The organism is Methanobrevibacter sp., from assembly GCF_017410345.1.
Lineage (GTDB): Archaea > Methanobacteriota > Methanobacteria > Methanobacteriales > Methanobacteriaceae > Methanobrevibacter.
The window spans coordinates 21802-47749 of the sequence record NZ_JAFQQZ010000023.1 but is presented as its reverse complement, the minus strand read 5'-3'; the positions used below and the strand labels follow the sequence as shown (position 1 = coordinate 47749).

Sequence of the window (25948 nt, the reverse complement as noted above, 5' to 3'; positions counted from 1 at the left end):
TTTATTTTTCCTATTTTAAAAAATTATGACATTGAAATTATTCTTATTTTTTTAAAAAATTATCATCATATGGTGCCAATTATCAATGTCAAAATATTCCTTAAACCTGGTGCTAATCCTAATACAAATACTGTTAATTTTAATAGATTTTTTCTGGTCAAGTCATCGAAATATTGATCGATTATGTATAATACTGCAACGATGACTATAATTTTCATAGGAAACAGTGTAAGATATGTATCGAACAGCTGATTTAAGGCATTTGGTAAAACATGCTGTTCTGCATAATTGAAGTGCTCTACTGCAACATAAGTTGTTGATGCATCAAAGAGGTGGGCAAGAACAATTGAAAAATTAATTTTATATTTTTTCAGTTTTTGAGCAAATTGTGAAACATCAAATCTTAAATTATTGTTCTTAATGTATAAAACTAAAAATGCAAATCCAATGAATATTGCTGATGAGATTAACCATGTGATCAAAACATAAGCCATTGCAGCGAAATTTACATTGGAGAAAAAAATTATATTCGGCAATGAAAAAATTACCCCAATGAAAAACAATGAATGCCTATAATCAATATCCTTTTTATGATAAAGATAAATGCAGAATAAGAATGAGAATATTGTTATCAAACCTACAAGAACATATAGTCCTGGAGTGATTAGAAAAACCGTCTTCGGATAAATTCCATTATCCACCAAGGCACGTGTTGATGATCCTAGAAAAACAAATGGAATGATGGAATAGAAAATTGAAAGGGGGTCTATTTCCAATCTCTTGAACATTTTTATGATAGCTAAGATAAAGACTACTAAAATTAGTGTGTATACCACTGTATTGAAAACAGTGTATCCTGAGAAAAATGTGGTTTGTACAATATCTGGTAGAAAAGTGTCTGCAGTAGGCATATTATCATAAAATATATTTTATTCGTCCCTTTTCGGATACCTTCTAAGTACCTTTTTTACAAAGACTTCCTTAGCAACCAGGAAATTGCTGGTTCCATGACCCATTGCCTTGCAGCGCCTATGCTTAATGGCCTTTAAGATGCCATCTACAGAATCATATCCCTTGGTATTCACTTCAGTATATGCATCTCCAACGGATTCAAGGAAATGAGAATCGCTTGCCCCCAATGTCGCAAGTCTTTTATTGTAGGCTAAAGTCTCTGCCTGCTTATTTGAGTATCCGAAAATGTACCTTGCATTCTTTGTTTCAACTCCATCTACAATCAGGTTCTTGTCAACCTTGCAGAAAAGGCCATGCCTATAATATGAAAATGGATGAGGTACAATCGCAAGTCCACCTGCATCGTGTATCCTGTCAATGGTTTCTACAGCAGACAAACCCTTTGGAATGATTTCATCTACGCCCAATCCTAAAATATGGCCTTTGTCAGATGAAATCTCTATTGAAGGAACTACAATGATGTTTCCGCCATAGGACCTTGCAATTCTAGAGCCTTTGATTTCATTATGGTCGCTGATTGCAATGGCATCCAAGCCTTTCTTTTCAGCTTGAATTAAAATATCAATAGGTTCTGAACGGGAATCCCCTGAATAAACACTATGGATGTGTGGATCAAATTTCATATCATGCCTCTTTAAAACCAATTAAAATCAAAAAATTTTATTTAAGTTTTGAAAAAAATCTGTAATTCAATATTATCAATTGTTATTTTAGTATTAATGTATTATAAAGTTTTTTTCTATCTTGTTGAAAAGTTTTACAAAAATCAGCATCAACAGCTAAAAAAGTGTCTGTAGAAAATGAAAAAGTTGCAAGGAAAAACAAAAAAGTGATTGGGAAATGATGAAATTTCATAAAAAATATAATGAAAATAAGATAAAAGTAACTGGAAAATGATAAAAATTGAGAAAATATATATAAAAATCTATAATATAGAGAAAATATTAATTTTTTTAATGATTATATAGATTTAATGTATATAATTAAAAATATTATAAAATTTATTTAAATTATGTTAAATTTAATAAATTTCTTTAATTATTATTTTCTTCTTAAGAACTCCATAGACTTCACAAGTCCGACAGTTCCAGTCATCATCACATCTCCACCTGGAGCTGCATGGTAATAGTCAAGGTTTGTGCCTTCTATCAAAGCTCTCTTTGGACCTGCCACTATGACCTTTTCTATTTTTGATATAGGGTTCAATGCAAATGCGCCATGTCCCCCCTCATCATGGACGTCCTCGTGAGTGATGCTTCCATCTGCAAGGGCTATGACAAGCTCTTCAAGCCTTTCTGGAGTGAGATCCCTTGTGTGGTGCTCGAAAACGCCTTGTATCTCACCATCTTCTATGGATGCTACAGTGGTATGGCCGTTGCCTATATCCATAACAACAAAGCTGTTCAGCTTTAGAACTTCCTTATCGTAACATACTCCCGCTATTGATGCGAATTTGGTATCCATGAGGACCGGCTTGAACTCAGGATTGTCTTCAGCTAATGACTTGATGACTGATTGCATTCTAGTAAAGTACTTTGGCACCTCTTCAGCTTCCATTGCAAAGACTTCCGGCGGAAGCGGTTCTGGAAGCTTTTCCTTTATCTTTTCAAATCTGAAGTCCCTATCACCCATATCCTCACTGTATCCATGATCCTGAACAGCCACTATGAGCTCATCGACTTCAAGGTCCAAGTCAAATGAGGAGAATATGTCCATCAAATGATTTACATCCACATCCTTTAGGGATATTATAGTATAATTTTTATATTTTTCATCCTTATTGAAGGTGTTTTCATCAACAACTTCAAATCCATATGACTTTACCTGGTCGATATTGTCACGTATTGTTCTTGCTGCCAAATCCTCAAAAGCAACCTTATATCCCTTTTCCATATGTTCAAGACATCTGTCCTTGATCTTTCCACCGCCCATGATGACTCCGTCAAAGTAAATGTCGTTTTCACATTCGCTTATCTTTTGGCCGATTGTCAAATGAGGGGAAGGAATGACCAGTTTCATTGAATTTTCAATCTCCTTTTCACTGTCATAGAGCAAGATGTCTTCTGTACCGGTACCTACATCAATAGCTAAAATTTTCATAGTTTTCTATTTGTTTTGAAAATATTTAAATTTTTATAAAACAATGAAAAAATAGATAAAAATCGTTATATTTTAAAATAAAGTTAAAAAAATTCTTTTTTCTTGAAAATATATGTTAAAAAATAACTTAAGTTGCTTAATATTAAAGTACTATGATGTACATATTTGTACTACAAAGCTTTATATAGTACATTGTACATACTATTAGTACAGAATGATTTGGAAGAAGAAAATTTATCTAATTCCAATGTTCTAAAATTAGATTTCTAAAAAATTATCAAAAAACAAAATGTGATATTATGCAATACAGAATTGATTTAACTAATGATGAAGTACCAACCAAATGGTACAATATTAACGCTGATTTACCTGTAGAACTTCCTGCTCCTAAAAACAGTGAAGGAAAGGATCAAATAGGCACATTGCCTAAAATATTCGTAAACGAATGTCTTAATCAAGAGTTCGCTACCGACAGATACATAGATATCCCAAAAGAGGTAAGGGAACTCTACCAAAGATTAGGAAGACCTACTCCTTTATGCAGAGCAAGAGGATTGGAAGAGAAACTCAACACCCCTGCAAAGATTTACTATAAGCGGGAAGACACCTCTCCAACGGGTTCTCACAAGCTGAACAGTGCAATAGCTCAGGCATACTATGCTAAAAAGGAAGGTGTCGAAAGAATTACCACAGAAACCGGTGCAGGTCAATGGGGTACTGCATTATCCCTTGCAGCATCCATGATGGGTATCGACTGTACCGTCTATATGGTAAGGGTTTCATATGATCAAAAGCCTTTCAGAAAAACCATCATGCAATTGTATGATGGGGATGTTCATGCTTCTCCAAGTACTAATACAGAAGTTGGTAGAAAAGTGCTTGCAGAAACTCCAGACACTCCAGGTTCCCTTGGAATCGCAATTTCCGAAGCTGTTGAAGATGCATTGAAATACGATAATGTGAAATACACCCTTGGTAGCGTATTGAACCACGTTATCCTGCATCAAACAACCATAGGTCAGGAAATCAAATTGCAGCTTGAAAAGGCTGAAGCGGAACCTGACACAATGATTGCCTGTGTTGGTGGTGGAAGTAACTTCGGCGGATCCTTGTTCCCATTCCTTAAAGACAAGATCCAAGGAAACAGCGATACAGAATTCATAGCTGTAGAGCCTTCAGCATGTCCTACATTGACCGAAGGGGAATACAGATACGACTTTGGAGACAATATGGGATTCACTCCACTATTGAAGATGTTTACTTTAGGACACGATTTCGTAGCTCCTTCCGTACATGCAGGCGGACTCAGATACCATGGTATGAACACACAAGTGTCATTGCTTAAGGAATTAGGCTACATCAAACCTGTAACAGCCCATCAAAGGGATGTCTTTGCAGCAGGTAAGATGTTTGCAATGTGCGAAGGAATCATTCCAGCACCTGAAACAAACCATGCAATCAAGGCAGCTATTGATGAAGCTAAGAAATGTAAGGAAACCGGTGAGGAAAAAACCATTGTTGTCAACTTCTCTGGCCATGGTTTAATGGACTTCAAAGGTTACGCAAGCTTTATGGATGGATCTATGGAAAACTCCAAATAGCATCCAAGCTTTTTGAGCCTTTGGCTCAAAAACCTTGACCAAAACTCTTTTCACTTTAATGTGAAACCTCCCTCTTTTTTATTCTTTTTTTTTAATATTTTTATCTATTTTATCTATTTTTTCACACATTTTTTATAATACTTTTTAGTTATAAGTAATAAGTTATAAGTTATAAGTTATAACTAATAAGTTAAAAATAAAAACTTATAAATGATAAGGTATAAAGTAAAAGTAATAAGAAATAACTTAAAACTTATATATTATAAGTTATAAATTATAATATATAAGAAATAATTGCTAACTTTTTCGTTATAAGTTAGAAATTTTCATTAAAAAATCACTTTATTTTAAGAAAAAATACTAAGGAGAATTAATATAATGGGAGAAACAATTGCCGTAATGAATCAGAAGGGCGGATGCGGAAAGACCACTACTGTGGTGAACCTGGCGACATCACTTGCTGCCATGGGTAAGGCAGTGCTCGTAGTCGATATGGATCCCCAAGCCAATGCAACAACAAGTTTCGGAATAAACAAGACAGAAATCAAGAAGACAGTATACACAGCTTTGGTAAACGAATGCAGTGTTCAAAAAGCTACAATTCCAACAAAAATCGAAAACCTTTTCATACTTCCAAGCAATATTGACTTAAGCGGAATCGAAGTGGAATTGAGCAAGGAAGCAAACTATCACATTGCACTTAAAAATCTTCTTGAACCTATAAAAGGCATTTTCGACTACATCATTATAGACTTGCCGCCATCACTTGGTATAATAACTATAAACTCATTGATTGCTGCAGACAGCGTATTGATACCGATTCAAGCGGAATACTTTGCACTTGAAGGATTGGCAGATCTCATGAACACAATCAAGCTTGTGGAAACAAGACTAAGAAGTCCAACTCCAATAAAGGGCATACTCTTAACACTCTATGATGCAAGAACCAGGTTAGGCAGAGAGGTATATTCCGAACTCAAGAAATACTTCAAGGACAAGGAATATGTATTCAACACAACCATTCCAAGGAACATACGCTTGGCAGAGGCCCCAAGTTACGGAAAGCCTTGCATAGTTTATGATCCCCAAAGCAAAGGGTCAATAGCTTACCTGAAGCTTGCAAAGGAATTGTTGGAAATGGATGAAAAATAGATGATGAAATATTTTCAATTATTAAGATTACGATATTAGAATAAATTATTTGAAAACACGAAAGGGTTTGGTAAAATGGCTAAAAAGGAAAAGAATTCAGGATTGGGAAGAGGATTGGATTCCTTGATTCCAAATATTGAAGAGACAGAAATAGAAGAAGGCATAAGTTTAGAAGACATATTGAAAAGTGCTGAAGAAGACAGCAAGACTTTTGAGGAACTGGTTGAAGAAGTTGAAGAGGAATTTGAAGGTGAGGATGAAATTCAGGTTTTGGAAAAATCAGCTGATGAAGAGGAGGAAGAAGAAAAACCTAAAGACTCTTCTGACTACACAAATGTTTTCTTCAATGATGATGAAATAATCGCTGAGGATAGCGAAAATGATGAAGAAAAAATAAACTCCAAAACAAGTGTAAAAAATATTGATTCTACAGTTGATTTAAATGAAGAGACAGAAGAAAGTACCAAAATTATTGAAGCATCCGATGATTTAAAAGAAGTTGGTAGTCTTCTTACAGAAAAAGAGGAAAAACTGGTAGATGAAGTCATCGAAACTGTGGAAAATAATCCAAGAATCACATTATGGTCAGCAAGATCTGCAGCTGTGCTAAGGTACTTGAGAAAGACCGAACCTGAATTCAGCATAAGCAATGAGGCATCAAATCTGATAGATGCTGCAATAGCTGAAAAGTATCCTGAAATCTGGACACTATTCAATCATTTATAAAAATTTGTAAAATTTAGGATTACCTACTATAACATCAATAAATCAAAGGAATTGATAGATAATGGGAGTCTATTTAAATAGATTCCATTGTCTATCAATGAGTAAGATAATTTAACTTTTAATTTAGGATAATTTAAGAATAATTAAATTTTAAAAGAAACTAATTTAAAAAAAATAGGGGATTAAAATGAAATTAGGGTTTTCACTTCTTTCACTTTTCATGAAAGATGTAGATGAGATGCTTTCGATAGCGGAAGACAATGGATTTGACAGTGTTGAATTGCTTGCGGAAGGCCCATATAGACAGGACCTTTTACTTGGAAACAAGGAAATTACTGAAGCATTCCACTCATATGACCTTGACATTTACATGCATGCTGTAAACGTTGATATAAATCTTGCAAGCCTGAATGACGGAATTCGAAGGGAATCCGTAAAGCAAACCAAACAGTGCCTTGACCTTGCCGATGAGATAGGTGCCATCGGGGTGACTGCCCATCCTGGAAAGATAGGCAGGCCTGAAAAATTCCTAAGGGATATGGCTCTTGGATTCCTGACCGAATCAACCCATGAGCTGGTTGCTTATGCGGAGGATAAGGAAGCAAAGATATCCATAGAAAACATGCCTGAACGTTTCTCTTATCTTGGAAACCGTGCATATGAACTTGAAAACCTCACCAATGAGACAGGCTGCAGCATCACAATAGATTTGGGCCATGTGAACACCTGTGAGGACCAGGAAAGCTTCTTCAAGATTCCTAACATTCTTTACAATCATATCAATGACAATGATGGAATAAAGGACAAGCACCAGGCTGTCGGTGACGGAACCCTTGACTTGAATCTATTGAAATATGTGGATCATGGAATAATTGAATTGAATAATTTCGATAATGTTTTAAAAAGCAAAAAGGTAATAGAGGATTTCTTAAGGGAAAATTAGAAAAAATAGGTTTTTAGACTAAAAATATAAAAAATAATGAGAAAAAATTTTTATTATACTTTTTTTAAAAGTTTAGAAATCGATTTGAAGAACTTCGGAAATGTCTTCTATTACAAAATCAGCATATCCTTTCAATTTGTCTGGAAAATCGCCATCTTTCTGTTCTGTAGTTAGAACTGCTCTATCAGCTTGCTCAAATGCCAAAATATCATTTGGGCCATCACCAACCATCATTACCTTATACCCTTCATGTTGAAGATTTGCAACAATTTCCGCTTTTCCATGGGTGCTTGCTGTTGCAAATGCATGCTCTTCAGGTATGCCTGTAATGTTTGCAAGCCTCTTGATTGCTCCGGACCTGTCCCCTGAAGCAATGAAGACATCTATATCATTATCCTGAAGCTTGGCTATTGTATCCTTGACACCGCCGAACAACTGCCCTGCAGATGTGATTGTATAAGCTATTCTTTCCTCTGCAATATCTATAATGACAGCTGAACCGTTGCATATTTCCATATTTGGAACCCTTTCCTTCAATAATGGGAAAGTATCTGTAATGTCCTTTATAACAGCGGAATCCTTTTCCAAAATGGCTGTTATTTCCTCCTTGGAAACCTCTGTTGAATAATAGCTGATGTCAAAATCAATGTTGTTTTCCAAAATGAAATCGCTTATCAATGTATCTGGATTGAGGCCAGTGAGACGTTTTGTATTGAATTGAAGAACAACGAGGGCCGCATTCAAGCAGCTGTCTATAAGGTCTAAGGAGTTGACATGAGTGATCAGTTCTCCTGTGGAAACATCCTTTATGACCCGAAACCTTTCTATCAATGTTCCGGAGTTATCAAATACAATGGCTTTCTTGGTCATTTCAATCATCTCATTGGGAAAATTATTGATTTAAATAAAATTTTTAAATAAGCTTTTATTAAATATAATTTAAAACTATTAATATATAAATCTTGTAATAATATTCTGTAAAAAATAAGAAGATTCGTAATAAATTGATGAAATAAAATTTAAAATTAGAATCAAATAAGTGAAATTATGCTAAACACAGCTTTGAAAATAAAGAACATTACAATTCCAAATCGCATTATGATGCCTCCGATGGCAAGGGAATTGAGTGATGAGGGAAAGGTCAGTGATGCATTGATTGAATACTACGCCAAAAGGGCAGAAGGCACAGGCCTTATAATAGTGGAGCACGAATACGTTTCACCGGAAGGGATTGCAAGCCCTAAACAGCTTTCAATGGCAGATGACAGTGTTATCGATGGATTTAGGAAATTGACTGATGCCATACATTCAAAAGGCAGCTTTGCAATAGCTCAATTGAACCACGCCGGCATTGAATCAATATCTCATAATAAACTCAATTTGAATGAAATGACCCTTGATGAAATAGATCATGTGAAGGAATCATTTGTCAAGGCTGCTGTACGTAGCAAGAAAGCGGGCTTCGATGGTGTGGAAATACATGCCGCTCACGGATACTTCCTAAGCCAGTTCTATTCACCATACACCAACAAAAGAACTGATGATTATGGCGGAACCCTCGAAAATCGCATTAGATTGCATAATGAAATAATCGCAGATGTCCGTGAGGCTGTAGGTGAGGATTATGTCATAGCCATCCGCTTTGGCGCCTATGATTATCTTGAAGGGGGATCAAAGCTTGAAGATATACCAATAGCCGTTGAATCTTTTGTAAAATCTGGAGCTGATTTGATTGACATCAGCGGAGGCCTTTGCAGATATGTGAATCCAAACAGCAAGGAGCCAGGATACTTTAGGCAGCTCAGCAAAATAGCTAAGGACTCATGTGATGTTCCTGTGATTCTTACCGGTGGCGTTAAGAAAGCTAAAGATGCTGAAAATCTGTTGAATGAAGGATTCTGTGACCTGATTGGGATTGGGAGAGCATTATTAATGGATGCAGAATGGTCTAAAAAGGCATTGAAATATTTGGAAAATGTTCAATAACATCCCCAATTAAAACTTTTAAAAATAGATAAAAAAATCACTTCAAATACCAAATATTATTTAAACCTTAAAATATAAAGTTAATATATTATATAAAAATAAACTTTATGACCAATTCAAAATGTCTAAAAAGTTTTATTACACTTACCAAATTATTAAAAATTATTCTAAAGAAAAAAGGTGTTTCAATGAATATCCTTGAAAAATTAAATGCAATTAAAAATCAGGAAATTACTGCAAAGGAAAATGTGGAAGCTTATATTAAGGTTATTGAAGAAAAAAATGATGACATTAACGCTTTTCTCGAATTGAACAAAGAGCAAGCCATTGCTAAAGCTGAAGAGATTGACGCTAAAATCAAGGCTGGAGAGGAAGTCGGAGCCCTTGCCGGATTGGTATTCGGTATCAAGGCAAACATCAATGTTGAAGACTTCATAATTTCAGCTGCATCCAAGACCTTGGAAGACTATATCGGAAGCTATGATGCAACCGTCGTCAAGAAGATCAAGGCTGAAGACGGAATCATCATCGGAATCAACAACATGGATGAGTTTGCAGCAGGAAGTTCAACCGAAACCTCATACTATGGAGCTGTAAACAACCCAGCTGCACCTGGAAGAATCCCTGGAGGTTCAAGTGGAGGAAGCGCAGCGGCTGTAGCTTCAGGAATGTGCGACATTGCAATCGGTTCAGATACCGGTGGATCAATCAGAAACCCATCCTCCCACTGTGGAGTTCTCGGTATGAAGCCAACCTATGGTGCGGTTTCAAGACAAGGATTGCTTGATTTGTCAATGAGTCTTGACCAAATCGGTCCTATGGCCCGCGACATCACAGGAATCACCCTTGCACTTGACACAATCATCGGATACGACCCAACTGAGTGTACCACCTTGAAATGGGATGCTCCTAACTTCACTGAAATAGCAGAAAACGTGAAAGGATGCGAAAAGCCACTTGAAGGAATGAAAATAGCTACCTGCAAGCAGTTCAAGGAAGTCACCAATGATGAGATCAATGCAATCATCGATGAATCAGTTGCAAAGTTAGAGGAATTGGGTGCGGAAGTAGTTGAATTGAGTTTCAATTACATTGACATCTGTCTTCCTACCTACTACCTCATCAACTATGTGGAATTCTTCTCTGCAACCAGAAAATATGACGGAAGAAAATACGGTTCAAGAATCGAAGAGGTATGCGGAGCTGAAGTGCTTAGAAGAATCCAAATGGGTTCATACATTTCACAAAAGGAATTCAGCGGAAAATACTATCAAAAAGCGCTTCAGGCAAGAACAGTCATTAGAAATGAAATCAATGAGATGCTTGAAGGGGTTGACTTGATCGTAGGTCCAACCGTTCCTAAATTGCCACACAAATTAGGTGAGGAATTGGAGCCTATGGAAATGTATGCATACGACGTCCTTACCGTAATCGCCAACTTGGCAGGTATTCCTGCAGCTAGCGTAAAGGCGGGTGAAGTGGACGGCATTCCTGTAGGATTGCAATTGCAGGCAAAACCTCAAGACGATGCAAAGATCGTCAAGGCAATGGCTGCATTTGAATATGCAAAATAAGTTTAAATCTATTTTAATAGCTATTTAGCTATTATCTACTTTTTTTATTTTTTAAATTTTACTAATTTTTTTACTTTTTTTCATAATTTAATGAGGATTTGAAATGACTGAAAATTCATCAAAGAAAAATAATAATTCCAAAAAGAGAAATAAAAACAATTCCAATAACAAAAAGCTGATTGCTGAAATCAGAGAACTGAAAGAGGAACTTGAAATCAAGAAGGAAGAGATTCAGGAATTGGAATATGAACTGTCATTGAAGGATGAAAAGATTGAGGACATCAGAAATGACTTGGAATTGAAAGCGGTTGAGATTGATGAATACAGTCAGAAGCTGGATGAAAGCCAGGAAAAGATAAGCAAGCTGAACAACACCCTCATCAAATACAAGTTCGAAAAGGAAAAGCTTGACTTGAAATTGAAAAATGAAATCAATTATGAAAAGTCCAGAATGAAAGAGATGGATGATCTGGAAAAGAAAATCAATGAAAAGATGGCTATCATCGATGACAAGCAGGATCAAATCAACTATCTCAGAACATTGATCAATGACTATAAGGAGCAAATTCGCAGCAATAGTGACAATCTGGAATTGCAATTGAAGAAAATAAGCAAAACCTATGACAATCTGCTCACTCAAAAGGATTCAATAATAGAAAAGCAGGATAAGACAATTGAAGAGATGATTGAATCTGCAAAGCAATTGGCTAAAGACAATAATGCCACCATAACAAGCCTTGAGTTGCAAATCGGCAATTATAGAGAGCTGTTGAAAAAGTATGAATGAATAAATCTAATAAAAATAGCTAAAAAACTATTTTAAAGAAAAATAGTTAAAAAATTAAAAAAATAGAAAAAATTCCATAAATCAGCCATGATTCATAGAATAATAAAATGAAGGCAGTGTCAATTCATAATAGCCTTCCTCATAATTCAAGTTCAAGTCATCCGGATTGCCAATCGTGCCTCCACATTCAGCACACTTGTAGACATTGCCAGATTGATAAATTGCCTCGCTTCCACAGTATGGACATGTTTCAGCTCCATCACCATCACCGGAACTGCCACTTCTCAATGCAAACGGATTTGAATCTGAAGAGGAACTTGAAGATTTTTTGGCTCTCTCTTGAGCTTCCCTTTGTGCCTTTTCCTTTTGTGACTTCAAGTCACTGAGATGACTTTTTACACTGATTACATAATAGTCATACTCTCCACCTATAAGAAGACCATTATCATTCTTGTCGCATCGCTTGAAGATGGTGTATAATTCTGACTCGGAAAGGCTGAATTCTGAATTATGATCATATCTTTTCACTTCATCAAAGCTCAATCCACCATCCCCATTTGCATCCAATTGGACAAAATCTGTGTATTTTGTAGGTGATTCCTCAGTATATGAATCAAGTGGAATGCCCAATATTGCATGGCCTAAAAGAGTAAGTATCATTAAGATTATCCAAACCGCACAGCATCCAACAATAATTCTTTTGATAATTCCCATTTCATTGAATGTGTTTATCATATCCTCTATGCCTGACATAAAATCCCCTTTTTTACAAAGTTATTTATAATTCTTAGATGTAAATACTATGTTCATTTATCAATTAATAGTTAACGAAACTGGAGTCAATAACTCCATATATCCTTCCCCATATCCCAATTCCAAATCATCTGGGTTATAGATATTGCTTCCACATTCGGCGCACCTATAATAGCCTCCGGTTTCATATACTGATTCGCTTCCGCAATAAGGGCAAGTCAATACATATCCCTCACTTCTATCATATTCCTGATTGTTGAGGCTGTTGGTGGCTTTTGAATTTCCCGAACTGTAATCGCGGCCACCACTGGAACTTGATGAAGATTTAGAGCTTTGTTCTGATTTTGCCTTTCTCTCCAATTCATCCATATAATCATTGAACTTACGAATATAATTATCGAATTCCGCACCTTTCAGCAATCCATTATGATTTTTATCCGAACTTTCAAACATTGCTTGGATTTCACTCTGAGGGACAACATATGATGAACCAGAAACTGAATCATATTCCCTAATTTCATCAAAGCTGATTCCTCCATCCCCATTCAAATCATAATTGCTGAAATCAGCATAACTGGTTTCTGTCTGTTCAGTATAGGAATCTAGAGGAATCCCAAGTATGGCAAAGGCAATCAAGTAAATTACCAAAGCAACTAAAAAAGAAGAGAAGCATGTGATGGAAAGTCTTTTGAATCCGCTCATTTGCTTAAACCTTTCATCAAAATTTGCATGATCTTGCTTTGAGTCATCATTGTTTGAAGCATCCTCAAAAGCATGTTTAGATATTGAAATAGAATCCAACTTCAATCCACAATTAGAACAATAAATAGCCTCATCAACGTTTTCCTTTCCACATTTAGAACATTTTTTCATATTACCCCCTCAATATAAAAATTCAACTATTTGATTTAAATTTTAATGAAAATAAAAAATGATGAATAATTTCAATCAAATGTCAATTGTCAAGACAAGCTCATCCCCATCCTTGAAATTGTACTTTTCCCTTAACTTGTCTTCCGCTATGAACTCCAAGTAATTCTCATCATGACTTGTCTTGTCTGGAAATACAATGGCTCCGTCAATGTCATTGTTCAAATGGGCTTGAATATACCTTACGGCACCGAATCCCTGATCCGGCTTGATAATATTCCTGCAGCTGTTTTTCATCAATCTGATGTCTTCCAGCTTATCCTCTTCAACAATCAGATTCAATGTTCCGGGAAATGGGGTAAATCCTAATTTTTCCCTGAATTGATTCTTATAAAAATCCTGGCCTAAGAAATATGCCGCCTTTCCCAATCCTGTTGTAACGATTCCTGTAATTTCCATTATAATCCCTAATAAATAAAATAATAAATTTGATGAAAATATTGATTGATAAAATAATAATAAATGAAAGATTTAACTAAGTGACTTTAACTGAACAAATGAATCCACATCGCTTGAGACATAGTTTCTAAGAGAGGTGCTGTTTCTATTCTCAAACTCTATTCTTCCCTCTTTTTCTGCAAAAGTGAAATTCATGCTGCCGTTTTCTATATCCTCAGGGCCGAATGTGCACATGATGTTGCCGTCATATGAGATTGAATAGCTTGAATCATTCTTGAAGTTTCCGACTGAGGATAGAATTGACTCATTGTCCAATGTCAAATTGAAGAAAGTGGCATTTATAGATTTTGGACTAATGCTGAATTCTACGAATCCTTCCATTTCATCACTTAAATTGTTAAATCTAATGTTATGCTTGACTATAACATTTTGGAAAACTTCCGCTATGTGACTGTTTGGTATGATTTCACCATCAGAGAGGTCCAACTCATCCTTTACCTTTGATGGGAGCCTGAACCTGTCTGCGCTATCTCCCTCTTTTGTGCCATTTACGTCATATGATTTGCCATCTATGATCATCGTATCATTTTCAGACATTTCCAATGTGCTTAAGGCATCACCCGGAATCCTTAACAAATCTGTCTCATTCTCCAAAGCACTGTCTATGGTATATGGGCCTCTAACTGAAATGGTTTGCTGGTTATGATCGGATGGTGCGTAAACGAAGTTTCTTGAAGTCAGCTCCACTGAAATCTTTCCGTCATCGAAACTGGCTGCAGAAAGGAAAGTGGAAAGCATCAATATCAAGATCAATCCTGAAATGATTACAGGAAAGTGCATTCTGACAAATGACTGCAATGATGCCCGAGTATTGCTTTTCTTCAAAATAGGTATGGACCTTCTAATTATTCTTATGATATAAAGAACTGTTAGTACAATCCCTACAAAGGCCACGAAAACTGAGATTAAAACAGGCATGAATGGCACAAAGAATATCATGAAAAGGCCTAAAATTATAAGGGACAATCCCATGATAGCCATTCTGATGTAGTTTCCCAACTTGTCCATCATTGTCACACGGCCGTATTCCACAGCCCTGTCAATGATGGTTCTTACCACTTCATTCGCCATCTTGTTCAAATCTGCAAGTGGAGACATGTCATGGCAAATCTCTCCGATGTCAACTTCCAATATCTTGATTCCGTGAACATCAGCATCAAGTACGATACCAACATCCACACCGTAATCCTTTTCAAATCTTATCTTATTCAATGCGGAACGCTTACCTGCAAACTGGCCGCTTAATGGCTGCTCATACTTAAGCTCCGGGAAGAAGAATCCTAAAAGAGGCTTTGCTGTAAGCTCTGTCACACGACCGCTTTCCCTTGCAAACTTAGTTTTGGTAATGTCTGTCCTATCCTCCAAAATCGGCCTGATGATCTTGTCGATCTTTTCTGATGTAAAATTGGAAACATCCGCATCGATGAAAGCTACAATATCCCCATGAGATTCCTTGAATCCTGTCTTAATGGCTGAACCCTTACCTTCGTTCATGATGTGGCTTATTACAGTAGCTCCTGCATTTTCCGCCTCTTCAACAGTTCTGTCAGTTGATCCGTCATCCACCACTATAACTTCATCAACATAGGATAGCCTTCGAGCCACAGTTACAACCTGAGCTACAGTAGCTTCTTCATTGTATGCAGGAATGACAATGGAAACTGATTTATTGGAACCTTTAGTTGTTTTGATTGAAGCAAGCAAAAACACCAATATCACTACTAGCCAAGACACATTTTCACCTCTTAAAACTTTTTTAAAAAAATCTCATAGAAATTTAAAACAGTATAATATATTTATTATGTTTTAAGAATGTATATATTTTTTTATTTTCATTAAAATTGAATTTGGAATTTTCAATTAAAATAAGGATTTTGTTTGTATTTAATGAAATAGAAATGGAAGGAAAAATAGCTGCTAAACTAGTCTAAAAGTTAAATAAATTCTAAAAAATAAAAAAAGAGAAAAGTTATCACATAAAGTGATAACATTTTTTCGTTCAACCGCTTAGAGTCCGAAGAATACGTATATTGCAAATATGATAACCATAATCCACATGATTGGACTGAACTCTTTTGCTTTGCCGGTAGCAATGGATGCAATTGCGTAAGTGACGAATCCCCATGCGATACCTAAGGAAATGGAGTAGGTTAAAAGCATCATGATGATTGTCATGAATACGGAAGCTGCAACTACCATGTTGTCCCAGTCTACTTCTTTTAATTGTACGATCATTAAGATACCTACAATTACCAATGCTGCAGCAGTTACGGAAGAAGTGAACAATGCTAAGACAGTAGGAGCAAAGATAAGTGCGAGCAAGAAGAAGATACCTGTGAATACAGCGGTCAATCCGGTTCTACCACCAAGACCGATACCGGTTGCACTTTCCACGTATGCGGTTAAGGTTGAAGTACCTAAGATAGCACCAATGATTCCACTGATGGCGTCCCCGAGGAAAGCTTTGTCAATACCTTCAGCGTTTCCTTCCTCATCTACGAAACCACATTGGTTTGCTAAAGGAATCAAGGTTCCAGTAGTATCGAAGAAAGTCACGAACAATAATGAGAACAAGATCATGATCAAGTTAGGGATGTTAGAGAACAATTGGGTAAATCCAGTTGCAAATGCACCGACTACAGAAGTGTCAAAAGCGAATGAAACGAATTCTGTAGGAATAGCAGGCATTAAAGTGTCTCCAGCACCGAAACCGAATAATGTAAAGATTACACCTAAGATTGCAGTTATCACTAAACCAAGGAATACAGCTGCAGGCACTTTCTTAATGTATAAGATCAAGGTAAGCAAGATACCGATTACTGCTAAAAGTGCAGGAGCGGATAAGATGGATCCCATACCTACTAAGGTAGCAGGGTCAGCCACGATAATTCCAGCACCTTTGAGTCCGATAAATGCCAAGAAGAAACCAATACCAGCACCAATTGCTAACTTTAAGTCAAATGGAAGAGCATTGAGAATAGCTTCCCTTAAACCGGAAATGGTAATCAATAAGAAGATAATGCTTGAAACGAATACAGCTGCAAGCGCAGTTTCCCAAGTGTTACCCATACCTAAAATGATAGTATAGGTAAACAATGCATTCATACCCATACCAGGAGCAAGACCAACAGGGTATTTGGAAATAAGACCCATGATGATACAAGAGACCCCTGAAGCAAGAGCAGTTGCGAAAAATACTCCAGTTGCAGGCATTCCACCTTCAGCAAGCATGGTTGGGTTTACACCTAAAATATAAGCCATTGCCAAGAAGGTTGTTAAACCTGCAAGTAACTCAGTTTTTAGATCAGTATTATTTTCATCTAATTTAAAAAATTTGTTTAACATAAAACACCTCGTATGAAAACTATATGAGATAAAGTTTTCTACGTTAATATATTTTTTTATTAATATTTATTAAGTTTTTGTTATTTTTGTAATACCTGATAAAAAAATTTAAAAAAAGGGATTTGTTTCATTGAAAAAAACAAAGAAAAAATAAAATATATAAAAAAAGTGGACTTGTCACATTGAAAAAAAAACAAAGAAAAAATAAAAATTGGAAGGAAAACAACGCATGAAAAAGATTAAATTTAAAGCTTAAAACATTCTCTTGAGTTTTCTGAAAGGTTCGGTCAATTTCCAGCTATTGGAATTTAAAATCTCATTATTCCTATTTTCAGCCTCTTTTAACTCTTCCTTAAGTTTTTCATTTTTCCTAATTAAAGACTTGTTTCTTTTATTCAGCTCTTCATTTCTTAGAGAAAGCCCTTGATGGCATAAGGCCATCTCTCGCTTCAACTCATGAAATTTCTCATTTGAATAAGGGAAGATATAAAAAGAATCATCATCAAAGGATAGAATTTGAGAGCCCTTTACCATATGATGAACACCATCAGACAATGGACAAGTAAGTCTGAATTTAATCTTATTTTTCATTGTCACCTTTTTATTGTCTTCATTGTAAACCATGTAAAAATCGATTTTTGATTCTTCTCCATCAGATATGGGAACTCTTAAATCAAAATAATTCTTAAAAATCCAATCTATGCCTAAAAATTTTTTTATCATTAGATTTCCGGATGAAAGGAGATTGCTTCCCTCATAAATTTCCTCAGTTCCATCGGCAAGGGTTTTTACAATTTCAATGTTCAAACTATTAAAGTCACATAAGCTGGAAAAAGTCCCTGAAAATCTTAAAAACCCATCTTCAATCTCTAAAAGATCAATATAGAATCTATGATTATGCAGATTATTCAGTATGTAATTATTGGTTTTCAAGAAAACCTTGGATTCATCTTCAGTGGCATCTATATGGAATTCCTTACCATTTTTCAAATACATTAAAAAAGATCTGGCATATCCTTTTCTAATAATTTTAGAATCCTTGATAACATCCTCATCTATATATGTTAAAATTTCATGGAAAGTTTCCCAAAATTCATCTATTTCATCTTCAGTAAAGTAATCTGGAAAATCAGAAACTCCCTTATACCATTGGAGATTATAGGCAATTTCATACTGTATAAATTTAGGAACGTCACCCTCTCTTTCCAAACAATGCTTAATAAGATTAAAATCGAAGTTCTTCAATGAGTGAGTGAAATATTCCTTTTTGCATTTGGAGCAATCCATTATGGAACTATTATCAAATCTTTTTCTATAATTGTAAAAAGCAGAATTGACAACCCCAAGTTTTTTCTTATTCAATAATATTTTATTGACCATTAAGGCGTCATATCCCTGATTTATTATTGTGTTAAATTCCAAATCTTCCAATGCTTCTTTTTTTATAAATGAAGAGGCAATATGTAATTGGGGATTATTGGGTTCCTCAACCAAATCTATGACTCTTGCAGAATGAAATTTATAATTTAGGATATGTTGACCGGATCTTCTTTCAAAATAGAATATTGGGATAGAAACCAAGTCAACCTCATCATGATGCTCTTCAAAGAAATTATAAACCTCTTCAAAAGCATTTAAAGATATGTGGTCATCACTATCAACAAAACTAATATATTTCCCATTGACATGCTTTAATCCTAAATTGAATGCACTTGCCTGGCCCCCATTCAATTTGGACAAAACTTTGATGTTATTGGGATATTTCTCCTGATACTTCAATGCAATGTCCTTGGAATTATCAGGACTTCCATCATCCACTATCACTAATTCCATATTCTCTTCAAACCCAATGGATTGATTGATTATAGAATCAATCGCCTCAGAGAGATATTTCTCTACATTATAAATAGGCATAATGACAGAGAATTTAAAATCATAACCCATAACAACACCAATCGTAAAATTCCTTGAATAATTCAAATTAAGTATATTCAATCATTTATTTGCTTGTAAATTAAAGAAATTCATATTAAATTTATTTTACCGGCTATCTTATACAATGCCTTATCTTTCTAAATATTTCGGTCATTTTCCAGCTATTGGAATCCAAGATTTCATCATATTGCTTTTGAAGTTTTTTAATCTGGCTCTTGAGATCTTTATTTTGCTTTTTAATCTGTTTGTTATCCTTGGATAATTTATCATTTTCCTTTCCCAATTTATTGATTTCTATTTTATAATTGTACTCTTCCATAGAATTTGAATATAAAATGGTATTGGCTTTAAATAACATATTTTTTGTAAGATAATCATTGCTTAAATCCATTGCGGACAATTCCTCTTTAGCCAAATCAAAATATTCATCAGGCCGACCGGATATTTGGTATGTTATATGATTTACCTTCAAGAAGTCAAATTCCTTTTTCAAATCATCGAATAAACCTTCGGCCCTTAAATAATCTTCAACTATTTGAATAATGCTAAAAATGTCATCATATCTTTTTTGACGATTGTTTGAAATGGAATTTGGATTATCCAATCTATAATGATACAGATATTCTGGAAGAAAAGAGATTTTCGAAGCATTCAAAATGGTCATTATATGAAATGGCACATCATTATGATTCAAATTGATTGGGAACTTTATAAAATCATGTTCGTCTAAAAATTCTTTCTTATATAATTTAAACCAAGGCGCTGATGAACCTTTAAAGGCAAATTGCATATAATCCCTATAGTTAAATGTGAAATTATTATGGTCCACATATGGAAATTTCTTATCCAAATCTATACTGCAGTGCCTTAGGAAACTGTCATTCTCATATATGTCAAAATAAAAGATGGCAATGTCCGAATCGTTGGCTATGGCATTGCAATATATTTTCTCCAAGCAATCTTCAGCAATGTAATCATCGGCATCGAAAAAGTAAACATAATCTCCGCCGGCTTTGCTTAGGGCATTGTTTCTTGCAATGCTTGATCCCTGATTTTCCTGACTGTAAACCTTAAGCCTGGAATCCTCAGCCGCCATTCTATTTAACATGCCTAAAGAACTGTCAGTGGACCCGTCATCGACACAAATGATCTCAATGTCATTGAAAGTCTGATTAAGAATGCCGCCGATTGATTCCTCAATATAATCTTCACAGTTGAAAACAGGCACTATAACTGAAATTTTAACCATATATATCCCAAAAAATTTAATATATTACAAAATTAATTCATGATTATTAAAGCAATGACTTATATAAAATCTAATTAAATATTAGACATCCATATAAATAAATTTAAGTGTCCTATAAAATTCTAAAATAATTCAGGTACTTTTCCAAATGATTTATCTAAAAATAGGCATACTCCATAAATACACCAAGCACTTTTCCACGGTTTATTCAAAAAAATAGGCATACTCCATAAATACACCAAGCACTTTTCCACGGTTTATTCAAAAAAATAGGCATGTAAAAAAATGATAAGCTATAAATTACTTCCAAATCCTATTGTAAATACGTTCAGATGCCTTTCCATCATCCATATGACAGAACCTATTGTAGAATTCATCATATTTCTCTTCGTATTCCCTTTCAATGCTCTCTATATTGTTAATTGCTTCAATAACCTCATCATTGGTTTTTAACAAAGGCCCCGGAACTTCCGTATTGATATCAATGTAGAATCCCCTTAAAACATTTTCATATTTTTCCAAGTCATATGTATAGAATAAAATAGGCCTTCTAAGATTGGCGAAGTCAAAGAATACGCTTGAATAATCTGTAAGCAATATATCGCTGATTAAATATAATTCTGCAATGTCCTCATAGTCGCTCACATTGAATGCAAAATCCTCACAACCGGATAGGTCAATATTGTCTGCAATGAAATAGTGAAGCCTTAAAAGTACAATGTACTCATCTTGGAATTCCTCTTTCAATCTGTTCAAATCCAATTTCAGATTGAATCTTACGCTTGCAGTATCATAATAATCGTCATCCCTCCATGTAGGTGCATAAAGGATTATTTTCTTATCATCAGGAATCCTTAGGCTTTCCCTAATCTTTTTGACCTCTTCACTTCCTGCATTGTATAGAATGTCGTTTCGAGGATACCCGCTCTCGATAATTTCCCCCTCATATGCAAAGGCTGACCGGTAAATCTCTGTAGTGAAAGAATTTGGAGAGACCATGTAATCCCACTCACTTGAATCCTTTCTATAAGCGTGCTTACTGCGGGGGTTATCCAAATAAAGATTTCCCTGATCAAAGCCCAATCTTTTGATTGGGGTTCCATGCCAAGTGCAAATATAATTCTGGCCTTCCTTCTTGACCAGCCTTCTTGGATGCCTTGTATTGAAAATGTAATATTCGGCTGTGGCAATATGCCTATAATAGCCCAAGCTGAATCGCTTAACTGTTTTTGGATTTCCAGGAATTTCAACATTGCCCTTATTCAATACCCAAACAAACTCAAAATCATCCCTGTGATTATTGTATAAATATTCATAGAGGTGCTTAGGACTGTCGGAGTAATATTTTCCATAAAAGCTTTCAAAAAGCAGTTTTTTAGGTTGGATTTCCTTTTTATTAATTATTTTCCTATAGATTAAGGCCTTGAATCTCCATGGTTCAATGAATATCCTTCTGATATGTTTTTTATGAGACCTAAATTTAATATAATTTAAAAGTTGTGCCTTATTTCCTTTTTGCAATGCCTTAATTTCTTTCTTCTTTAAATAGCTATAATTCTCTATGTTGAAGTCTTGAGAGATGTCACTCATCACATCAAAGTTTTCATTTCTCCACTCCTCATCTTCACTAATCTGGAATTCCCTCGAGAATTTTTTAAAGTAGAATCTTAAAAGCTTTCTAGTTATGCGAGCCTTAAGAATCTCATATTTTTCCTCATTAAATTGATTCCCCTCTAAATGAGCCTCTTCAATCAATCGGGAGAGATGGTCCAATACATGATAATAGGCATTGGCATACATTAAAAAGCTGTTTTCCTTCTCTTCCTGATTAAGTGACGGTGCATTGATGGGATCATCCCTTAGTCTCTTCGCATATATCGCATCCTCAACTCCAATAAATGAATTGGACCTTTCAAAAACAGTCAGTATGAATTTATAATCGGTGAGATAACGCTTATCCTCTTCAAAGCTTAAATCTCCAATGATATCCCTTTTAATAAGGGAATGTAAAACAGATAAAATTTCCAATCGGGTCGTTTTTGTGCCTACAAGCAATTTTATTGAATATTCCAAATCACTTGCATCCTTTTTTAGAAGCTGGCCTTGCTCTCTAATAATCTTTTGCTCTTCAAATCTATCTTTGATATAGGCTGTATTTACCCTTTCACCATTAATGAAATCGGCATCCGTTTCATGGGCAACATCGACTAACTTTTCCAAAGCATTGGAGTATAGATAGTCATCACTGTCGATGAAATAAACATATCTCCCTTTAGCCAATTTTAAACCTTCATTGCGAGCTGCAGCAACACCCAATTCATTTTCAAATTCCTTAATTGAAATGTTCAATTTATCATTATAGCTGCTGAGCAATTCGCTGATATCCTCTACAATCCCATTTATTATCAAAATGACTTCCGTGTCATTCAGTTCCTGTTCTGCAATGCTGTCCAAGCAATCCTTGAGATATCTGTTTGGCTTATCAAAAGGTATTATGATGCTTAAAAAGACCATTCAACACCTCAATCTTTAAAGATTTTTGAAATTTAAATTCAATTTTTTTATAAAACTTAATTAAGTTAATAATCAATCAAATTAATTTTAAAGATTAATAAGTTTTATTTAGTGATAATACTACTTTTTTGACTTTATTAGGTTAAAAAAACTACATTTTCAAAGTTATATTTAATTTAAATAGTATTTAATCTTTATTGAATTTAAGGTATTAAATTCGTTGAAAAAACTATTACTGTAAACACTTTGAAGAAATTATTGAAAAACCAATATCACAAGAATAATGGAAATCCCTTTAATAAAATATATATTATCAAAGAAATATATAGTATAATATAATGAAAAATAATAAATAATTACCTATTGCCAAAAAGGTTTTTCAACTGAAAAAAATCTATCAATATAAAACTTTTTATGATAATTGAAATGAAATGATTAATTTTTTTAATGGAGAAATAAGATGATTCCTAAAGTCATGATAATTCTTGGAAGTGCTTCTGATAAGGAAATAGCTCTAAAGTCAATAAAAATATTGGAAAAACTTCAAATCCCATATAGTCTAAAGGTTGCTTCCGCTCATAGAACCCATGATAAGGTCAAAAGGCTTGTTATGGATGCAACTAATCTTGGTGTTGAGGTTTTCATAGGAATTGCAGGCCTTGCCGCTCACCTGCCAGGTGCAATAGCCGCATACACCCATAGGCCAGTCATTGGAGTTCCCGTTGACGGTGCGATCGGAGGTCTCGATGCACTCTATGCCTGTGTGCAAATGCCTTTCCCTACAGCAGTGACAACCGTTGGAATAAATAGGGGGGACAATGCTGCAATACTTGCCGGTGAAATCATCGCAAGCTATGACAATGAAGTGGCGGAAAGAATCTCTGCATTGCGTGTGGAATATCAGGAAAAGGTTGAAGCGGGTGAAAAGGAGCTTATTGAAAGCCTTGAAGGAGAATTCTTCAAAAAGGACTTTTTGGCTGATGAGCATTATGAAAAGATGGAATTTGAGGAATTGGATGACACTCCAGATGTGATGATACTTGCAGGAAGCTACTCCGATATGGAAATAGCTAAAAATGTAGCCATCTTGCTTGAAAGAATGAAGATTGAATATAAGCTGGATTACATTTCTCCAATAAGACATGCAAAGGACTTTGAATCCTATATGAGCAAAAGAAACAATGCTAAAATATTCATTGCAATAAGCGGTTTGTCCGCTCTTGTGGCGGGATCTGTTGTTGCATTGACCGAAAAGCCTGTCATTGGCGTTCCATGCTCTAAAAAATTGGACGGACAGGATGCATTGCTCACAATGGCAAACATGCCTCCGGGAGTGCCTGTCGGAACCGTTGGAATTGACAATGGAAGAAATGCGGCAATAGTTGCAGGAGAAATCCTTGCCATATCCGACAAGCAAATAGAAGAGAACTTGAAATGGATCAAATATAAAAACGCTGATTTATGATGAAGGAAATGAATTCCCATTATACTTATTGAGAATATTTAAAAGATGAAAAAAGGAAGAGAAAATTAGATTAAGTGATATTTATGACTAAAGACATTATTAACGTGATTCAAATTGACGAAGAACTTGAGGCAGAATATGAAGCCGCTAAGGTTCTTCGAAAATATCCTAAGGATACTGTAATGCTAAACAATGTAAAGGGATATGACATCCCGGTAGTATCTGGAATCTGCAATACAAGAGAAAAGATAGCACAATCCCTTGGCTGTCAAGTCGATGAGATTTTATACAAGGTGATTGATGGAATGAACAATCCCACTCCAGTGACAAAATTCATTGATCTGGCTGATGAATACGACAGCAAAAGGGTGGATTTAGGCAAGATTCCTATCCTCACCCACTATAAGCGTGACGGAGGGGCCTACATCACTGCAGGTGTCGTTTTTGCAAGGGATCCTGAAACCGGCATTCAAAATGCTTCCATTCATAGAATGCTTGTTCTTGAGAAAAATAAATTGGCTATTCGTATCGTGCCAAGGAACCTATACACTTACTTCCAAAAGGCAAAGGATATGGGAAAGGACTTAGACATTTCAATAGCCATTGGTATGGAACCGGCAATTCTTCTTGCATGCACCACTTCAATACCGATAGATGCTGATGAGATGGAAGTGGCCAACAGATTTAAAGATGGGGAATTGGAGCTCGTAACCTGCAAAAATGGAATCAATGTTCCTGAAGCGGACATAATATTCGAAGGAAAAATATTGATTGATGAAACTGCTCCTGAAGGTCCGTTTGTAGACCTGACCGACACTTATGATTATGTAAGGGAGGAGCCTGTAATAAAGCTCTCAAAAATGTACATCAAAAAGGAAAATCCGATGTATCATGCGATTTTACCTGCAGGATTTGAACATAAGCTGCTTCAAGGAATGCCGCAGGAGCCAAGAATATTCGCTGCAGTGAAAAATACCGTTCCTACCGTACAGAATGTAGTGCTTACAGAAGGGGGCTGCTGTTGGCTTCATGCAGCTGTTTCAGTGAAAAAGCAGACTGAAGGGGATGGAAAGAACATCATTATGGCAGCGCTTGCCGCACATCCATCATTGAAGCATGTTGTTGTGGTGGATGAGGATGTTGATATCTTTGACCCGCAGGATATTGAATATGCAATAGCCACCCGTGTAAAGGGTGATGATGACATAATAATTGTACCTAAGGCAAGAGGTTCCTCATTGGATCCAAAAGCCTCTGAAATTGATGGAACAACCACCAAAGTAGGTGTGGATGCTACCAAATCAATTTTAGAACCGGAGAAATTTGAAAGAGTGAGCTTTAGTGAATAGAATTTTATAGAAAAATTGCTTTCCTTAATAAAAGAGTAGCTTTAGTGAATAGAATTTTATAGAAAAATTGCTTTCCTTGAACAATAAAAAATAGATATTTCAATATGA

At 35.3% G+C, this 25948-nt stretch carries 21 protein-coding genes; 9 read left to right on the top strand and 12 right to left on the bottom strand.

The window, feature by feature from the left end; all coding sequences use genetic code 11:
* Positions 1-65 precede the first annotated feature (65 nt).
* The 3 genes from IJE13_RS03160 to IJE13_RS03150 all read right to left on the bottom strand — a co-directional run bounded on the left by IJE13_RS03160 (position 66) and on the right by IJE13_RS03150 (position 3072).
* On the bottom strand, positions 66-911 hold the full coding sequence (locus tag IJE13_RS03160) for a DUF63 family protein (RefSeq protein WP_292776974.1): 846 nt from the start codon (positions 909-911) through the stop codon (positions 66-68).
* Positions 912-929: 18 nt separating this feature from the next.
* Complete coding sequence (locus IJE13_RS03155; RefSeq protein ID WP_292776971.1) at positions 930-1595, bottom strand: PHP domain-containing protein; 666 nt, start codon at positions 1593-1595, stop codon at positions 930-932.
* A 418-nt stretch (positions 1596-2013) separates the two neighbouring features.
* Entirely contained in the window at positions 2014-3072 is a 1059-nt protein-coding gene (locus IJE13_RS03150) for a DUF1786 domain-containing protein (protein ID WP_292776969.1), read from the bottom strand.
* 299 nt (positions 3073-3371) lie between these two features.
* On the opposite strand from IJE13_RS03150, the gene IJE13_RS03145 reads away from it, so the two are divergent.
* The 4 genes from IJE13_RS03145 to IJE13_RS03130 all read left to right on the top strand — a co-directional run bounded on the left by IJE13_RS03145 (position 3372) and on the right by IJE13_RS03130 (position 7494).
* Positions 3372-4673: a TrpB-like pyridoxal phosphate-dependent enzyme gene (locus IJE13_RS03145; RefSeq protein WP_292776965.1), complete on the top strand. Its 1302-nt coding sequence runs from the start codon at positions 3372-3374 to the stop codon at positions 4671-4673.
* Between the two features lie 378 nt (positions 4674-5051).
* Positions 5052-5825, top strand: coding sequence for a ParA family protein (locus IJE13_RS03140; RefSeq protein WP_292776963.1), 774 nt, complete (start codon positions 5052-5054; stop codon positions 5823-5825).
* Positions 5826-5900: 75 nt separating this feature from the next.
* Positions 5901-6551, top strand: a complete 651-nt coding sequence (locus tag IJE13_RS03135) for a hypothetical protein (RefSeq protein WP_292776961.1) — start codon at positions 5901-5903, stop codon at positions 6549-6551.
* A 187-nt stretch (positions 6552-6738) separates the two neighbouring features.
* A complete protein-coding gene (locus tag IJE13_RS03130) occupies positions 6739-7494 on the top strand; it encodes a sugar phosphate isomerase/epimerase (RefSeq protein WP_292776958.1) in 756 nt (251 codons plus the stop codon).
* Positions 7495-7566: 72 nt separating this feature from the next.
* Here the strand turns inward: IJE13_RS03130 and IJE13_RS03125 are convergent, their stop codons facing one another.
* A complete protein-coding gene (locus IJE13_RS03125; RefSeq protein WP_292776956.1) occupies positions 7567-8364 on the bottom strand; it encodes an HAD family hydrolase in 798 nt (265 codons plus the stop codon).
* A 177-nt stretch (positions 8365-8541) separates the two neighbouring features.
* Here IJE13_RS03125 and IJE13_RS03120 point away from each other — a divergent pair, with 177 nt between their 5' ends.
* The 3 genes from IJE13_RS03120 to IJE13_RS03110 all read left to right on the top strand — a co-directional run bounded on the left by IJE13_RS03120 (position 8542) and on the right by IJE13_RS03110 (position 11841).
* The gene (locus IJE13_RS03120) at positions 8542-9480 is read left to right on the top strand and encodes an NADH:flavin oxidoreductase (protein WP_292776953.1); all 939 of its coding nucleotides are present in this window, start codon (positions 8542-8544) and stop codon (positions 9478-9480) included.
* A gap of 188 nt (positions 9481-9668) precedes the next feature.
* Positions 9669-11054 carry an Asp-tRNA(Asn)/Glu-tRNA(Gln) amidotransferase subunit GatA gene (gatA, locus tag IJE13_RS03115; protein ID WP_292776950.1) on the top strand — a complete coding sequence of 462 codons (1386 nt, stop codon included), beginning with the start codon at positions 9669-9671 and terminating at the stop codon, positions 11052-11054.
* A 103-nt stretch (positions 11055-11157) separates the two neighbouring features.
* Entirely contained in the window at positions 11158-11841 is a 684-nt protein-coding gene (locus IJE13_RS03110) for a glycosyl transferase (RefSeq protein WP_292776948.1), read from the top strand.
* A gap of 81 nt (positions 11842-11922) precedes the next feature.
* On the opposite strand, the gene IJE13_RS03105 is transcribed toward IJE13_RS03110, so the two are convergent.
* The 8 genes from IJE13_RS03105 to IJE13_RS03070 all read right to left on the bottom strand — a co-directional run bounded on the left by IJE13_RS03105 (position 11923) and on the right by IJE13_RS03070 (position 23026).
* Positions 11923-12594 (bottom strand): hypothetical protein, encoded by a 672-nt coding sequence (locus IJE13_RS03105; protein ID WP_292776946.1) that lies wholly within the window; start codon positions 12592-12594, stop codon positions 11923-11925.
* A gap of 60 nt (positions 12595-12654) precedes the next feature.
* Positions 12655-13467: a zinc-ribbon domain-containing protein gene (locus IJE13_RS03100; RefSeq protein ID WP_292776944.1), complete on the bottom strand. Its 813-nt coding sequence runs from the start codon at positions 13465-13467 to the stop codon at positions 12655-12657.
* Between the two features lie 75 nt (positions 13468-13542).
* The gene (locus tag IJE13_RS03095; RefSeq protein WP_292776941.1) at positions 13543-13923 is read right to left on the bottom strand and encodes a CTP-dependent riboflavin kinase; all 381 of its coding nucleotides are present in this window, start codon (positions 13921-13923) and stop codon (positions 13543-13545) included.
* A gap of 72 nt (positions 13924-13995) precedes the next feature.
* On the bottom strand, positions 13996-15717 hold the full coding sequence (locus IJE13_RS03090; RefSeq protein WP_292776939.1) for a glycosyltransferase: 1722 nt from the start codon (positions 15715-15717) through the stop codon (positions 13996-13998).
* 273 nt (positions 15718-15990) lie between these two features.
* Entirely contained in the window at positions 15991-17328 is a 1338-nt protein-coding gene (locus IJE13_RS03085) for an NCS2 family permease (protein WP_292776936.1), read from the bottom strand.
* 252 nt (positions 17329-17580) lie between these two features.
* The gene (locus IJE13_RS03080) at positions 17581-19272 is read right to left on the bottom strand and encodes a glycosyltransferase (RefSeq protein WP_292776934.1); all 1692 of its coding nucleotides are present in this window, start codon (positions 19270-19272) and stop codon (positions 17581-17583) included.
* A 103-nt stretch (positions 19273-19375) separates the two neighbouring features.
* Complete coding sequence (locus IJE13_RS03075; protein WP_292776932.1) at positions 19376-20512, bottom strand: glycosyltransferase; 1137 nt, start codon at positions 20510-20512, stop codon at positions 19376-19378.
* A 300-nt stretch (positions 20513-20812) separates the two neighbouring features.
* Complete coding sequence (locus IJE13_RS03070; protein WP_292776930.1) at positions 20813-23026, bottom strand: bifunctional glycosyltransferase family 2 protein/CDP-glycerol:glycerophosphate glycerophosphotransferase; 2214 nt, start codon at positions 23024-23026, stop codon at positions 20813-20815.
* Positions 23027-23486: 460 nt separating this feature from the next.
* Between IJE13_RS03070 and purE the strand changes: the two genes are divergently transcribed.
* Together purE and IJE13_RS03060 are read left to right on the top strand one after the other, a co-directional pair.
* Positions 23487-24491: a 5-(carboxyamino)imidazole ribonucleotide mutase gene (purE, locus tag IJE13_RS03065; protein WP_292776928.1), complete on the top strand. Its 1005-nt coding sequence runs from the start codon at positions 23487-23489 to the stop codon at positions 24489-24491.
* 83 nt (positions 24492-24574) lie between these two features.
* Positions 24575-25840 (top strand): UbiD family decarboxylase, encoded by a 1266-nt coding sequence (locus IJE13_RS03060; RefSeq protein ID WP_292776926.1) that lies wholly within the window; start codon positions 24575-24577, stop codon positions 25838-25840.
* Positions 25841-25948: the final 108 nt, after the last annotated feature.